We start from the raw sequence: 14,790 nt of genomic DNA, 5'->3' as shown, positions 1-14,790 counted from the left end.
ACATCACCCTGTTTTCTAAACGCGACGATCCTAATGAGAGAATGACATCTTGAGCGTAAACAGAGCAACCGCCCAGACTGACTCGGGACTGACCATCGGCCAGCTCGCGAAGGCTGCTGGCGTCAATGTCGAAACCATCCGCTACTATCAACGCATCGAACTGATCTCTGAGCCGGTGAAACCGGCACAGGGTTATCGTCGTTACCCAACCTCAACGGTAGAGCGTATTCGATTCATCAAACGCGCCCAGGAACTTGGCTTTTCCCTTGATGAGATCACCGACCTTCTATCCCTGAATGACCGGGATTGCAACGAAGCGCGTACCATCGCAGAACACAAACAGGACATTATTCAACAACGCATAGACGACCTGAGCGCCATGCAACATGAATTGAACAAGTTGATAAAAGCCTGCAAGAAAAACGTATCGGGTCAAGAGCGCTGCGCCATCATTGCCACACTGACTAGAGACCGTCGGTGATACAACGTATCCATGCTTAAGAATGATATTCGATCAAATACGACCCTCTGACAGTTCACCCTAAACACCACTCTCATCCCTCACAGATATTTCTTGAAGGTACTCGCTGTGACCGCCACCGTCAGCGCGAACAAGGTTGCAAACGGCAAGATGACGAGGGTCGGATGCAGACTGAACGGCAAGGCGAGATAGGTCACCCAGGTCAGGACAACCAAAGGTAGTGCCGCCTTCTTCGCATAGTGATAGACAAAGGAACTCTCTCGACCTCCACCCCATCGACGCAGATCACGTTGTACCAATCCATCGACGAGCGCGACCAGGCTAAACAGTAAAAATATCGGCATCGCCAGGGTCAAAATGGCAAGGCGCACTGAGAACACCTGGGTCACCTGCATCATGGCCAGGACGTACTCTACCAGGGGTTTATAAACCTTATGCAGCGTCGCCCTGACGCCCTGCTCATACTTCCGCGGAGGCAGTGACACCCATTGGATGAAATCCACAAACCGCGTCACCTCGAAAAGGTAGTGGTAGGAATTATCGGCGAACCGTTTGGCGAATCGTGCCGGATCGGAGGTCACAACGCTGCGACGAAAATCATTGTCGAGATAGCTGATCTCCGTGACCAGCATGGTACGGCTGTGATCGACCCCTTCATCCGGCCACCAAAGCACCATGCCTGCCCACTCCACGATGATCGAGAACAACAGCGAAAACAATAACCACAGGATGACCTTCGCGACTGCCGATAAGGTCTTCGAAAACAGTCCTTGCTGAACCACACGGCGACGAGGATCTGCTACGGCCTCAGCCATCGGAGGCCTCCGGTTCTACCTCGGACTCGCTGACGTCCGGCGCGGCTCCCCACCACGGTTCCTGCACGCGGTACCAGTGATCGTTGGTGATGTAGGTGCGCTCCATCTCATTGGTTATCTCGGTGAGCGTTTCAGGCATATCCGAGTCCGTTGCGGGCAACGGCATGCGAATCTTCCAGAGTTGGCCACCTTCCAGGAGGGCAAAGGCCTGTCCCTTGGGTAGGGTTATCAACTCGGCCGGCGTCAGCAACGGGACTTCTGAAACACTAATTCGATCCTCGTTGCGGGAGCTGAAATCGATCCCGGAACCCGGCTCCGAGGAATCATTGACACCCGAGACACTCATCAGGGTGAACACCTCAACCTTGGGTAGCTGGTCGGTGAGCATCTCGGCTGTAGCCAGCTCTTTCACCCTTAACATAATCATCGTGTTGAAGTTACCGGCTACCTGCCCTGCTTTTGCACGATTGCCGATGCGCGCTTCGACATCCGACCAGGTCTGGGTGTAGGCCGTGACCTGAAAGCCGGCGCCACCGGCCTTGTTCAGTAATGGGACGAACTCGTCACCGATCAGTTCGTTGAACTCATCGGCGTGCATGGAAATTGTCGGTGGCGTATCGATGGATTCTCCGTCCACGCCATGCTTGTAAATGTGTCCGGCGACCGACACCAGATCAGCGAACATGGAATTGCCCACCGCACTGGCCACTGTGGTATCAGTCAGGGCGTCCAGCCCGACATAGACGATCCCCTTGCGTCGGATGACTTCCATCCATTCGAAGATCGGACGCGTATCGTTCTTATCCAGATAATCCGGCGAGATCAGTTCGGCGATATTGCCCGTGGTCAGCTTCTCCATCAGCGGACCGACGGAGCTGACGATCTTGTCGAAGTAGGTCTTGTCGTACTTGAAGGCAGACACCAGCCCATCGAGGACTGGATCGTAGAGGTCCTGGGTCTGCAGATGTCGCATCAGCGCAATAGCTTCTTTACTGCGCCCCCTTAGAGCTGCCGGCAGGTTTCGTTCCGAGATCTTGCTCGACAGTTCCTCGACCTGTTCCTTCCAGTCTTCCGCGCCGTGTGTCTCCAGATGCGCCTCGGCATACTCCGTGAACAGAGGTTCAATATCGTTGATGTAGCGTCGGACCTGCTGATAGTCCGGACGGCGGTTTAGCGCCACCAGTGCACGGGCAATGATGTTAACGAATCGCCAGGCGAACTCCTTAAATGCCGCCGAATTTCCTTCACTGGGCAACTGGTTGGCGATGCGGGTAGCAACCTCGGTGATGCGCGAGAAGTTGCCGATGGCATTGTAGCGAGCCGAAACCTGGGGAAATCCCAGATGGAACATATAGAAATCTTTGGTCCGTCCGGCCCGTTTGGCCTCGGCATACACACGCCGCAACAAACCCGCATCCCCCTTGGGATCGAAGACGATCACCACGTCACCGCGGCGGATGTCCTGGGTGATAAGGATCTCGGCGAGCCGGGTCTTACCGACGCGAGTGGTCCCCAACACCAGGGTATGCCCCACCCGCTCGCCGATGTCCATCCACACATCCTGCTCGTCAGGCTCGACAGCGTGTAGGGCCGGTTTGCCACCGACGGCCGGCAGCGGCGACAGCGGGTTCCACCAGGCCCGGACCCGAAACAGCCGCGCCAACAAACTTAAGATAGGGACCGATTCCCAGGCTACCTCCTTGCGGCGCGCCCATTGATACAGTCTACCCGGCTGGACGTAACGCTGGACCTCTGGCCGGATGGTATCGCGCAATCGCTGAGTGTGTTTCTGGGTCCAGCGAAAGCCCCGTCCTAAAAAGAGCTTGCGGCGGCTGAGGGGGATCTTGCGGGATCGCACCTTATAGATGGGCAGCCGGCGCATGTTGCGCTGGTAACGCAGCACCCGCCAGGCTTGTCGACCCCGGATCAAACCGATCAGTCCGAGTACGGCGCCGGCGCCATAGGCAACACCCGGCGGCATCATCAGCGCCCAGGGAGCCAGAATGGCTATCCCTGCCGTCGCAAAGGCCACCAATGTCGACCACAGCTCGACCGGGGGCCGCAGCAGGGCCTCGATGGGATGCGCGCTCACTGCTCGATGCCGTACGCCGAGATCAGTACCGGATAATGCGAAACGCTCAGTGCCTTCGCGATGTCGCTGCCCGAGGCTGGTAGGATCGATAGGCCGTCAGCCAATCTGGCAATCGTTCGCAAATCATCCATCGTCTCGGCCTGCACCAGCATCCCAACCGCACCGATCTCCTTGAGCCGATCGCGGTGTGTCTGCAGCCACTGTCGGGAGTGGCTGTCTGACCCGATCAAGAAAAATGGCCGCGTGAACGGCCGGTCATGCGCACGGGCCTGCACCGGCCCCGGTGTCAGGCCGGGTGATTGAATCGGCAACCAGGCTTTAGGGTCAGCAGCGCCGAGCTGGGGTCTTGTTGGAACCTGACTTTGCTGTGGTAAACCATCTTGAGTTTGAAAAACCTCCAGAAAAGGCGCGATGGGTTGTGTATTGCCAGTGTCGTGGATCACGGTCAGATCAGCCTGAGCCATGGCGGGTACGAGCAAGCAACTCATGACCAAGACCTTGCGGCAATAAAGATTGAATCGACCCATTGATTTATCCTTCCTGTACGATGCGCTGCCAGTGGGAGACAACACGGCGACGGTACCGATCTGCACGATGGGAATCCTTCGGCGAGTGATAACAGCCAACGCTACCCCACCAGTCCTGCCGCGTGGCGTAACAATCCTGCAGAATCCCGGCGCCCACGCGTATGTTGTGATACGGATCGAGTGCCTGCCACGGGGTCCCGAGCCGATCCTGGTGATAACGCCAGTTGACCTGCATCAGGCCAATATCGATGGAACGCTTCCCCTCCTCCAGATACGCCATCAATGCCTGCCAGGCCGCTTGTCGGGAATCGAAGAAGTAACCCCGTCCGGCCACGTTCAATGTCCATGGCCAGGGCCGGAGGGTACCCGTCTGTCCCGTCTGCTTACCGCTTTCAGTGAGTGCCACAGCAAACAAAACGCTCTGGGGTATTCCATGCTCTGCCGCAATCATGCGATAACCCGTTGGCACGGATTCATTCGCCCTCCCCATGGAAGGAAGCGTCAGGACGGCAAATACCATCGGCCAGCCAAAAACTCGCATCAACGCCACCATGGGCTAGAGCTCCGAAACCGGTAGTCTTGAAACGTCCTCGCCTCGACGGCGCAAAATGGACGGCACTTCACCTTGCCCTTGGGTCAGTTTGTCGAGGGCACCGCCATCATGATTGAGGGTAATCCGCCGGCTGCGTACCCAGTCGGGATCGATCTGGTGATTGGATGCCCACTCCCTGACGGTGCGATCATCTCCCTTGTCCACATGGGTGAGATAGATATCGACACCGTTGACTTCGTCGATCCGCTTTAACGAATAAGGTTAGATTGTAATCGCGGAGCGAGCCACAATCTGAACCGTTTGTTGGACAAGCCCGGTATTCGGAGGGAGCGTTATATAAGAAAATAGCTTTTCGAAGGATTGGGGGATGTGTTGGCCCATTTCAAGCGTTGACGTCGATAAACGGGCTGAAATGGGCGTGATGCTGATCATCACACCCGGAATTTCGGATTTTAGCGGCATTTTGCCCTGAATTCAGACCGAACGAAAGCCTCGGTGCTAAAATGCCCGATGATCGGTTTGGGTCAGTGAGAAATGCCGCTTACATAACCGGTTTTGCCTCTACGCTTTGGTCGAATTCAATGCCATGACAGCCGAAGAACCGAGAATGCGCGTTTTGATAATCTGCAGGGTTCCACCACAACATGGGCATTGGAGTTTCGGGCGGGGCCTGAGCCAAGCGATAGCACGATTGGGATTGACGCCGAGCAAGACTTGCAGCAGACGAATCAGCCGTTTGCTGTTGGGGTGCAAAAAGCCGAAGTTGCGAGTCCGCCTAAAGCCTTTGGGCAGAACATGGCGGAGCATCAGCCACAGAAACTTCACGCCGGGTAGTGTTCGAGTCTGCCACTTTTTGGTTTTGCTGTCCTGGTAACGGAAGGTTACTTGGCCATCTCGGCAGGCAATAATGTCCTTTTCCTGGATAACGCCCTTATAGAGATAACGTCCCAGATAAACCAAGGCTTTATCGCCGCGTCCGACCGACTTGACGTCAACGACCCATTGTTGCGGATAGTAGTCAGGCAATGTCAAACCGGCCTGCGAGATCGCTTCAAGCAATTTGGCCCGAAACACTTTGGCCACTGCCTTGTGATTGAACAAATAGCCTTTCCGGCCCTTTTTACCCTGTTTGGTGCGCCACAGTCGTTTATCAGGATCGATGGCGGCCGCCGGCATCACCAAGTGTACATGCGGATGGTAATCCAATCGGCGGGAATGGGTATGCAACACAGCAATAGCACCGGCATTGCCCTGAAGCTGTTGATCGTTGCGGGTGAAGGTGTTGACGGTATCCCAACTACAGCGGATCAGCAGATCATACAACGTACGTTGCTGTTGCCAGGCCAACGGCCTGAGTTCTTTGGGCAAAGTAAACGTCAGCAAAAAATATTCGGCCGGCACCTGCTTCTGCAACTGCCTTTCCAGCCATTGTTGCGATTCGTGCGACTGGCAATGCGGGCAGCTGCGATGGCCGCAGGAATGCGGCACCAAGCGTTGCCGATCGCAATCATCGCATTGCGCCAACATCACAGGGCCTTGCGACGTGCGGCAGTGTTTCATCGCGGCCAGCGCCTGACGCTGACTGGGTGACAAGCGACCCTGGTAAGCGACCAGAAACTCGGCTTCGAAGGTTTGGATGATGGCGGAAAGCAAGATCATTTGACCGCCCCCCAGTCGATGTCGAAGCCATTCATTAAGGCATTAATCAACTGGCCGGTATTTTGATTCGTGCCGTCGGTCAGGTGAGTATAGCGGGCAGTGGTGAGGATACTGTGGTGACCGAGGATTTTCTGCACTTCCAGTAGATCGACGCCCGCTTCAATCAAATGTGTGGCATAGCTATGCCGCAGACAGTGCGGGGTAATCTTTTTTTTAAACCGCAGTCTTGCGCGACTTGGCGCAGAGCCTTTTGCACGCCACCGCGATCCAAAGGGCTCTGCGCGCGCTGCGCGCCCTTCAAACCGCCATGGCGATTGGGAAACAACATGACCGGATGCCGGTGAACTTGCCAGAAGCGGCGTAGCAAATCCAGGGTGGCAGCCGGCAACGGCACCAGTCTATCCTTATTGCCCTTGGCATCTCGGATATGCACGCGTTGGCGACCGGCATCGATATCCCCAACCTCAAGACGCAATCCCTCGCCGAGGCGCAAACCTAGACTGTAGAGCGTGAAAAAGAACACCCGGTAACTGAGAATACGCGTGGACTGGAAGATACACCGCGCCTCGTCGACAGTGACGATATCCGGCAAACGTTGCGCCTTCGGCGGCTTGACCAACTGCGGCGCGACCCAAGGCTTGCGCAGTACATGGGTGTAATAAAACTTGAGACCGTACAGGTCCAACTTGACCGCACTCCAAGAATGCGACTCCAGCAAATCGGTGAAATAATCGGTCAGTTGCTGTTCGGTCAACGCATTGATGTCTTCGTTGAAATACTGGCCGATACGTCGAATCGCACGGGCATAGGCCTCGATCGTCTTGGGCTGCAACCCTTTAAGTTTGAGGTGTTTCAGATGGCTTTGATAGTTTTGCTTGAAATGGGATTCGAATGATGTTGTCATTGTCGCGTAACCTCATGATTCGTCATGGAATAATCCCTCTTAAAAGAGGGCGTGAGATTACATTTTATAAATTACCGGCTACTGCCGCTTTTCTCCGCGTTAGCGGCTTCGTCCAACAGCTTATTCAGCACCAGATCGCAGGCCGGACAATCCGGGCGAGTAAAGAACAACAGGCGGTCTGTGGACTGAAAGGGATTTTTCACCTCGGTCTTACCCGGCAACCGGCTGATGTCAATCAGCGACATATTTGGATACAGGCGCTTGGTTGCTGCATCGTAGGCGCGCTGGAACGCAAGGATACGGCCTGCGTCTTCATACATGGCGTGCGCCCACACCTCGGCATATCGCTGCCGCTCCGCATCATCACGCGCATGAATACCGAGTACTTCGATGGGCGATATCGTCGCCGGGCTGATGCTCCCGCGAATGCCCTGCATCAACTGTTTGTAACGGCGCCACTCCGTCTCCGACAAACCCCACAGACGGGCATGCGCAAAATCCGTGGCTGATAAGACATTCGTGCCTTTTTGCGAACTATCCTGCCGGGTATCTTCTATCTGGGTATGTGATAATTCGACAGCCATCGCGGTAGTCGACGCGATAAGAGCGCCCAGAAAAACCATAGATCTCCATCGTCTACTCATCGGTACATTCCCCTTCACACGTGTCGGCCTTTGGTGCTGCCTGGTCTCTCTGGACGATATAGGGCACCGTCAGATCCCGGTACATTCCGGACTTGTCAGACAAACACCCGCGCATCTCCTGTGTAGCGGGAACTGAATCTGCCGTAGTTTGGATACGAGATGCACTATTGCTGGATGGTTCAGCACCATCATTTTTCTCTGCTGTCGCTGATCCCAGCGCAAAACTGCCGAAGAGCAATAACACGGCTAATACGATTTCCATCGGCTCTACCTCTGCAATGAAATGGAATGGTTCTGGCCATGCGGCCCCTTGAATTCGACCCTGCCCTTGAGGCGGTCGATGCCAGCCACCGTCCAGCCTGATTGCTGCTCTCCGGACTTCAAGAATGCAACGCGGCCTGCCTGGGAGATGGCCACGTAGGTCATGTCATCCCAAACGTCGATGGCATCGACGTGAAACGGTGGAGTTTTGGCGGGTGAAGGTTTCGGTCTGGCCGCCGGTTTTTGCTGGGCGACCTTGCGCTTCTGAGTCTCCTTGATAAGGGTATTCAGCCGTGCAATGGAATCGTCAATACGTTGGCGAAGGGCATGGTTACTTTCCGCAAGATCGGCAACGGCCACTTTGATCGCGCGAACACCTTCAGCCACTGAAGCCAGGCTTTTCTTCACATCCGCACTCAGGGCCACTTGCACTTCGAAACCGCGGTCGATCCGACCAGACAATGATGTCAGCCTCTGTTCGATCTGCTCGACTTTGTCCTCGTCCGCACCTACCTCCAGTTCCGGTGTTTTGATCACCGCCCGGGTTGGGGTACTGGAGTCCTGTATCTGGAGTTCATCCAACGGTCTGTCTTGCCGCTGGATCTTGGAAAGCGACAGCGCACTGATGACAACGATCCCGACCACAACGGCTGTCAGTACGGACTTGTAAGCCAGCCGCCGGGCTCTTGGCTGCCTCTCTGCCTTATCCTGCTTGCTCTCCTTTTCTGACGGATTGATCTGCTCCGCTTGCTGCTCAGTCGTCATCCTGCGCTACCTCCACATTAGCCATGTTCATGGTCCCGTGGGCAGCAACCTGCTTCACTGCACACTGCTCGAATGTGATCAGTCGGTGAACAGGATCCTGGACTAAATGGAAGGCCGGACCCGCGAGCGTCTCCAGCGCCTCGCGCAATGTAATCGGCCCAAGATGGCGATGGACAGCCGGCAACGGTAACGCAAACAACGCAAGCGTTTCTGGTGCGGTGAATTCAGTAGCAGCCAGCCGGTAACCACTGCGCTGCAGAAGATATCGCACCGTCTCTCCGATGGTCTGGATCCGATCCGGCAACTGAACGGTAACGGTCGCTTCCAACAGTTCCGACTGCGCCTGGGTCGGAGCCGCGGAAACCATTGAATACCGGCCTGTCTGGATATCGCTTGCATGAAGGTTCGCACTGGTGACAGTACACAGACCGGCGATGCATATCGCCGTCACTGCACCAGGGTTCGCAGGATTAAAGAGTGATCGTTTCATAATGGATTCAGCCTCAGTGGTTTGATACAACCTGGCCGGCATCATGAAGGTGCGCTCGGGTACTGAAAATGGATAATCCATTCTCACCGGCGCAGTGTTTTCGTGGCTGTATTCACGTCCCGCAATACACAGCCACAATCTGTGGTCTCTCGTGCCCAAGCTCGAGACTGATCGTCAGGCGGGCTTGCTGGTCAATCCGTTTTTGTTCCGGCGTGAGCGTTTTGACTGCAGGACCGCCCGCCGCGGGTGAACACCATCCGGTCAGTTCCTCATAACGGTTCTGGGCATAGGCATGGCGAAGACCATGCATCCTGGATAAGCCTGCCCTGGCGGTCTCGGCTTCGTACAATCGCAATTGCTGTCGATAGTTCTTTGCGCTGGGAATCAAAGAACCTTTACCGGCCAGCTGTCGCGCACGATCGAGAACGGTACGTTGGGCCTCAGTCCGTATCGGGATGGTTCGCGCCTTGCCGCCCTTGGTCCAGCTTTCCTTGAGGACGATATGGTCGCGGCGATCTGCGTAGTCCGGTATGAACTTGATCGCTTCTTCTCGGCGCAAGCCAAAGGCCTGCTGTAGTTCCAGGCTCATCCGAACTCGGGCATCTCGAATCTTGCCAAGTTCTTCCGCCCCCACACTACGGGCCTTGGATTCGTTGGTCACAAACTGCCGGTTAGGAACACCATAGTGGTCGTTCGATCGTGCAACGACGTTCTGACGATTGACCTTCTGGGCCCACCAGCGAATGACTGCCAGCCGGTTCTTCATCGCCCCGGCCGACAGCTCTTTTTCTTGCCAGTTTTTGACCAAAGCCTCGATGTGCTTGGGCTTGAGCGACTGTGCGCTCATATGACGGTAACCCAGATCATGGAGCTGGTCGGCGATCTGCGTCAGCAGCCGCTCCCGGTCTCGCTGGGTTGTAAAACTGCCGTCCCGGTTTCGACGGCAAATCTGCTTGAGTTGGTAGTTCAGATCTCTCAAAAGTGTTCTCGCATATCGGTAAGTGTTTCTGACCCAACCGGTGGCCATAGCCATTCGGTCCCGCGCACGCGGTACGGTCATGGGACACTACGCCCATTGCGACCTAAAGCTGCCTGGTCTAGGCAACGCCGGTTCTCCCCGGAGGGAATGGTCTGGCGTGGACCAACGTGCGCCGTCATAGGCGCGATTTAAGTGTGGTTACACATCACCTCCTTTCAGATAGGCGGAACACTTCCGCAGTTAATGAAGAATGAGCATCGACGGCACCACCAGGGGTGGGCGTCTCGGCTCGACGAGTCAGGCTGGTGCCTGCGAGAAAGAACCGATCCCGTGGTCGGCTCGGATTGGAGAATGAACCCACGGCTTTCGCCGCAGCGCATCAAAGGGTTCGGGCGCGCTCTGTTGCTACTGTATCCGCAGTAGCCACGGTTAAAATCGATCGAGGGCGGCAGTATCGGCCTTCATCACTGGCCCTGCACTGAATAATCCTGCCGAAAACCCGCGCCGTTTCCGGGAATGCCGCCCTCGTCACTACCCCGCTTCGCTTGCCAGTGACGAGGGCGCCTTCGGTTCAGGCACGCCGTGTGCCAGGCATCCACCTGTCACGCGGCCTGCTACTAATAGGCTGGTGCAATCCTTCGGAGCATTTCTACCTGCCCACTGGGGCCCACAGGCGCCGCTGAGTGCGGCCCCGCCCTTGGCACGCGAGTTAGAGGCTCGCGTTGCCGTGGCGGGCAAGGCATGTGGACTCAGTGGACAGCCATAAAGCGTTGGTACTGGACGTAGTCTGCCAGTAGCTGACTCACTCGTACGTCCGTCGGGTCGGTCTACGTGATGGAATGGAGCGGAGAAAGGAGCCCCGCATAAAGCGGGGCGTTGGTGGGGATGGGGGTGACTATTCGGATTCCTGGAATACTTCATCCAGATTGATACCAGCCGGCTCGACAAAATGCTCAATGACAAGCGCAAGCGACTGGCTACCATCCGATTGCGTAATAGGACGCAGCTCGTTGGGCTCATAGCCGTCTGTATCGTAATCGACGACGGCAATATCCGGTGCTGTATCTGGCTGATTGGCAATCACTGCCTGCACGATGCCGCCTTCCATAACGACAACCAGCCTTTCGCAGGCCGGACTGGGGTTGATTCCATCCGAACTCGACCCGGTTCCCCGAAGCGCCGCCTGATAAGCATCATCAAGATCACTCCAGTCGATGCTGCCGCCTCGGGCCTCACCACGCCGGTAGGCCTCGACCAGCAACCTCGCCGCCTGGAAGGCCGCATCCCTGCGACGAAGCGTTACCACACTTGCGTCCGGTGTTGGCCACGGTTCATCATCGCGCAACGTCTGTTCGACCGTGAACAGCAACGAGCTATCGCCCTTCTCTTCATAGTCATCGAGCAATAACGGCACCTTTTCGGTGTCCTGCCAGATGTCGCCTTGGTCGAACAGAGTCTCGGCCTTCCTGACCGCTTCGTTCGAATTGTCGGCCTCGATGCCGACCATGACACGGTGCTCATAGGGCAAGGTGTATTGAATAACATATTTCATAATGATCTCCTTCTGATTGGTTACAGGGGGAGACCATCACCCACCGGGGAGATGACCTCCCCGATGGGTATGGCGAAGAACTCAAGTCGTTGACTTGATCGGTTGATCGAACAGCATGGGTACTACGCTTCAGTCCTCATGCGGCTGCAGGATAGTGATAACCGGTTCACCGGCATCACCTGGTCCGACAATGAGCTTCAGTGTGACCAGCACCGCTTCGGTCGAGTGACCGTCACGGGCTACCCGATACAGCTGGAACAGCAGCCGGTCACCCGAATCTTTGGCGGTGCGTATGGCGTGGGACGCCATATACAGGACGTCCCAAAGCCTACCCGACTGATCCTGGTGCACCTGCTGTTCACTGTCATCCTCGGTCCAGGCCACACAATCGGCCCAGACTGCAGATGTCAGCGCAACAGGCCATTTGAAACCAGCCTCACTGGCCATGGAACCCGCATCGATCAGTACACCGTCATCGATGGCCTGCGCACGGGTATAGGTTGAAATTACTTCACCGAAAAATGCTTCGGCGGACTGTTCATTGGAAATGTTACTCATGGGTATTCTCCTGTGATGGATAGACACCAGGTCACACCTCCTCCCCTGCCGGAGAAGATGATGCTTCCCCGGCAGGGTTTGTAGAAAAGTGTTGGGCTTCAGAGCAGTCCTCGTTCTGCAAAAGAGACGCTTTCGCCAGCCGAGACCACAAAGTGGTCAAGCACCCGCACATCAACCAGTGCAAGTGCGTCTTTCAGACGGCGGGTAATCGCCTCATCCGCATGACTGGGCTCAGCAACGCCCGACGGATGATTGTGGAAAAAGACCATAGCGGCGGCATTCACCTCCATGGCCTGCTGCACCACGACCCGCGGATAAACCGAGGCGCCATCGATGGTGCCCTGGAACAGCTCACGTACAGCGATGATCCGGTGACGGTTATCAAGAAACAGACATCCGAAGACTTCATTACGGTAGTCTGCCAGGCGCAGACGCAGGAAATCCCGCGTCTCGTCCGGTTTACTCAAAACCCTGCCGGCTCGATGTTTGATAGACAACACCTTCATCGCCAGTGTGATCACTGATTGCTTTTCCACATCGTTCAAGTCTGCTGGTTTCAGACCGGACAAACGGTCTTCTACCAGCGCCTCTACGGACGCATCCGTTTTCTTCATGACTGATCTCCTCAGGAAAAAGGGAGACCAGTCCCTCGGAGGAATGATCCCCCGATGGGTGGAAAATGGCCGGGTAACATGGTGTTACCCGGCCAAACGTTGAGTTACGCCGCGTCTTCTTGTGCGGTGTAGAACGGTTGCCCGTCGACCTTGGCCCACGCAATACGCAGTAGCCGTGCCTTCAGACTGATACCGGTCTCGCCGGCCTTGTCCCCGTTCTTGAAGGTGAAGGACTCGGCAAAGAGATCACTGAGTGTGAAGCCGATCAGTACCTTCAGATTGCCCTCGACGGCCGGCTTGAGCTGGCGCACGATTTCCTGCGCCTGCTTGCCGGACACGCGACACTCGAAATGCGTGTACTGGGCGTTGTCGACACTGCCACGAAGGGCAGCGATGGTGATACTCAGGAAGGGCTCTCCTTCCTTGGGTGTCACCTCCCGGACGCGATTGAGATAACCGATGCCGGTGGTGTGAAGATCGAAATACTGCTTGGTTTCGTTGGTTGACATAGCACTTGCTCCTTAGAGGTTAAAAACTCCCGGAACAAGCGCACCCCTGACGGGGATGCTTGCCCGGCAGGGTGAATGAAATGGAATCAGGTTCCACTCCCTTGAGAAAGGACCGACGACAGCAAACTGTCGCTGTGCACCGATTGCACGGCCCGACGGTGCCTCGACTGTCACTGAACCGCAGTGACGACGGATAAAACCAGTAAAACGAATACAATCAGGCCGCATCAGAGGCCTCACAGACATAGCGCAGGTACTTGAGCATGCCACGGGCGTTGGCAAACGCCGGATGCTCGGCAATCGCCTGATGCGGGAACCAGTTGGCAATGTGGTCTGCCAACGCCACGGTTCCGCCGCCGACGAACAGCACACGATCCAGCTCAATGCCCAAGCCCAATTGGCGGCGGGTCTCATCATGGATTTGCTCGACGACCTCGCGCTTGGCGGCCTCGACCAGCGCAGCAACATCATGATTCTTGCCTTGCAAGCGAACGGCCTTGTTCTCGATCGCATGGGAAACGAGCTGTTCGCTCAGTGTCTCCAGATCGAATCGTTCCTGGATACCATCGGTCACGCACTGTTTCACGTTCAACATTCCGCACTGCAGCGAGCCGGACGAGGCATGCAATATGCCCTGGTCCTTTACCACGACGTAGTCTGTCGTGCGCCCACCGATGTCGACGATGGCAACCGGAACGGAGACACGATCCGCATCGAGTGTGACGCCGTCCTCCAGTTCGACAATCACATAGTCGTACCAGGCGGCCAACGCCTCAGGTATAACCTCATGAAACGCTATGCCTGCTGGCAGCGCACCAGAAAGTGGGTGAACTGTCTGCTTGAGGCTATCGCGCTTCCTGGCGATGGTTTCCTGCCGATGCTCACCGCTCTTGCGGTAGAAGGAACTGACAGGCAAACCGGACACTGCATGCACACTCTTTCCAGCAAGTCCGGCCTGCTGCAGGGCGTGCTGAACAACTGCTCGGTTCAGACCAGACCATGGGTAGCCCTCAAAATGCGTGGGCGCACCGTCCAGGGCTCCAACCGAATACACGGTATCCTCTGTCTCGTACTCAGAGATTCGTTGTTCGGCCTCATGGATCCAGGTCACACCGGACTGGCCCACGCGAGCACGTGAAGGAATCGCGAGTAACCGGCCGTCCGGAAGTGCGATCTTGGTGAATGCATAGCCATCGTCGAGGCCAACCGGGATGGGATTTATTGAGCTTGCGTCAGCCATATATTTTTAATCCTCTGATTCGTTATCGAGTATGTTTGTTGGTTGCCTGCCCTAGCCCATCACCTTGCCTAGCGCCGCAAAGGGTTTAGCACCCTCCGTGGCCGACATTGGCTCAGCGTTCACAACCGCAGGCACCGATTCAGGAAG

General features: G+C 56.2%; 17 protein-coding genes and 1 pseudogene. 1 reads left to right on the top strand and 17 read right to left on the bottom strand.

Translation table 11 applies throughout. From position 1 onward, the window contains the following. Positions 1-49 precede the first annotated feature (49 nt). Positions 50-481 carry an Hg(II)-responsive transcriptional regulator gene (gene merR / locus EP25_RS0100265; RefSeq protein ID WP_200874994.1) on the top strand — a complete coding sequence of 144 codons (432 nt, stop codon included), beginning with the start codon at positions 50-52 and terminating at the stop codon, positions 479-481. A gap of 80 nt (positions 482-561) precedes the next feature. Here the strand turns inward: merR and EP25_RS0100260 are convergent, their stop codons facing one another. The 17 genes and pseudogenes from EP25_RS0100260 to parM all read right to left on the bottom strand — a co-directional run bounded on the left by EP25_RS0100260 (position 562) and on the right by parM (position 14,643). Next, positions 562-1,296 carry a TIGR03747 family integrating conjugative element membrane protein gene (locus EP25_RS0100260; protein WP_031432069.1) on the bottom strand — a complete coding sequence of 245 codons (735 nt, stop codon included), beginning with the start codon at positions 1,294-1,296 and terminating at the stop codon, positions 562-564. Next, positions 1,289-3,388, bottom strand: coding sequence for a type IV conjugative transfer system coupling protein TraD (gene traD, locus EP25_RS0100255; RefSeq protein ID WP_200874993.1), 2,100 nt, complete (start codon positions 3,386-3,388; stop codon positions 1,289-1,291). Before traD ends, EP25_RS0100260 begins: the two co-directional genes overlap by 8 nt. Beyond that, positions 3,385-3,915 (bottom strand): integrating conjugative element protein, encoded by a 531-nt coding sequence (locus EP25_RS0100250; RefSeq protein ID WP_200874992.1) that lies wholly within the window; start codon positions 3,913-3,915, stop codon positions 3,385-3,387. The genes traD and EP25_RS0100250 overlap by 4 nt, the downstream gene beginning before the upstream one ends. Before the next feature lie 4 nt (positions 3,916-3,919). Continuing rightward, entirely contained in the window at positions 3,920-4,468 is a 549-nt protein-coding gene (locus EP25_RS0100245; RefSeq protein WP_200874991.1) for a lytic transglycosylase domain-containing protein, read from the bottom strand. Between the two features lie 3 nt (positions 4,469-4,471). Next, entirely contained in the window at positions 4,472-4,672 is a 201-nt protein-coding gene (locus EP25_RS23155; RefSeq protein WP_152555552.1) for a hypothetical protein, read from the bottom strand. Between the two features lie 357 nt (positions 4,673-5,029). Beyond that, positions 5,030-6,127, bottom strand: coding sequence for an IS91 family transposase (locus EP25_RS0100230; protein WP_036300033.1), 1,098 nt, complete (start codon positions 6,125-6,127; stop codon positions 5,030-5,032). Further along, positions 6,124-7,031, bottom strand: a pseudogene (locus tag EP25_RS0100220) (tyrosine-type recombinase/integrase). Before EP25_RS0100220 ends, EP25_RS0100230 begins: the two are co-directional and overlap by 4 nt. A gap of 71 nt (positions 7,032-7,102) precedes the next feature. After that, on the bottom strand, positions 7,103-7,675 hold the full coding sequence (locus EP25_RS21550; protein WP_084190902.1) for a TIGR03759 family integrating conjugative element protein: 573 nt from the start codon (positions 7,673-7,675) through the stop codon (positions 7,103-7,105). Continuing rightward, positions 7,668-7,937: a hypothetical protein gene (locus EP25_RS0100210; RefSeq protein WP_031432062.1), complete on the bottom strand. Its 270-nt coding sequence runs from the start codon at positions 7,935-7,937 to the stop codon at positions 7,668-7,670. Before EP25_RS0100210 ends, EP25_RS21550 begins: the two co-directional genes overlap by 8 nt. A 5-nt stretch (positions 7,938-7,942) precedes the next feature. Further along, a complete protein-coding gene (locus EP25_RS0100205; protein ID WP_031432061.1) occupies positions 7,943-8,701 on the bottom strand; it encodes a hypothetical protein in 759 nt (252 codons plus the stop codon). After that, positions 8,691-9,272 carry a PFGI-1 class ICE element type IV pilus protein PilL2 gene (gene pilL2 / locus EP25_RS22305; RefSeq protein ID WP_200874989.1) on the bottom strand — a complete coding sequence of 194 codons (582 nt, stop codon included), beginning with the start codon at positions 9,270-9,272 and terminating at the stop codon, positions 8,691-8,693. The genes EP25_RS0100205 and pilL2 overlap by 11 nt, the downstream gene beginning before the upstream one ends. 31 nt (positions 9,273-9,303) lie before the next feature. Next, positions 9,304-10,170: a phage integrase N-terminal domain-containing protein gene (locus EP25_RS0100195; protein WP_031432059.1), complete on the bottom strand. Its 867-nt coding sequence runs from the start codon at positions 10,168-10,170 to the stop codon at positions 9,304-9,306. A gap of 895 nt (positions 10,171-11,065) precedes the next feature. After that, complete coding sequence (locus EP25_RS21545; RefSeq protein ID WP_036300031.1) at positions 11,066-11,722, bottom strand: hypothetical protein; 657 nt, start codon at positions 11,720-11,722, stop codon at positions 11,066-11,068. Positions 11,723-11,851: 129 nt separating this feature from the next. Then, positions 11,852-12,280 carry a DUF6573 family protein gene (locus tag EP25_RS0100185; RefSeq protein ID WP_031432057.1) on the bottom strand — a complete coding sequence of 143 codons (429 nt, stop codon included), beginning with the start codon at positions 12,278-12,280 and terminating at the stop codon, positions 11,852-11,854. Between the two features lie 98 nt (positions 12,281-12,378). Continuing rightward, positions 12,379-12,894 carry a RadC family protein gene (gene radC / locus EP25_RS0100180; RefSeq protein ID WP_031432056.1) on the bottom strand — a complete coding sequence of 172 codons (516 nt, stop codon included), beginning with the start codon at positions 12,892-12,894 and terminating at the stop codon, positions 12,379-12,381. Positions 12,895-12,998: 104 nt separating this feature from the next. Then, entirely contained in the window at positions 12,999-13,403 is a 405-nt protein-coding gene (locus EP25_RS0100175; protein WP_029133474.1) for an STY4534 family ICE replication protein, read from the bottom strand. A 217-nt stretch (positions 13,404-13,620) separates the two neighbouring features. Continuing rightward, positions 13,621-14,643, bottom strand: a complete 1,023-nt coding sequence (gene parM, locus EP25_RS0100170; RefSeq protein WP_051906293.1) for a ParM/StbA family protein — start codon at positions 14,641-14,643, stop codon at positions 13,621-13,623. Positions 14,644-14,790 lie beyond the last annotated feature (147 nt).

The sequence above is a fragment of the Methylomarinum vadi genome (assembly GCF_000733935.1).
Lineage (GTDB): Bacteria > Pseudomonadota > Gammaproteobacteria > Methylococcales > Methylomonadaceae > Methylomarinum > Methylomarinum vadi.
The sequence above is the reverse complement of the archived record's forward strand: the minus strand, read 5'-3'. Positions and strand labels throughout refer to the sequence as shown.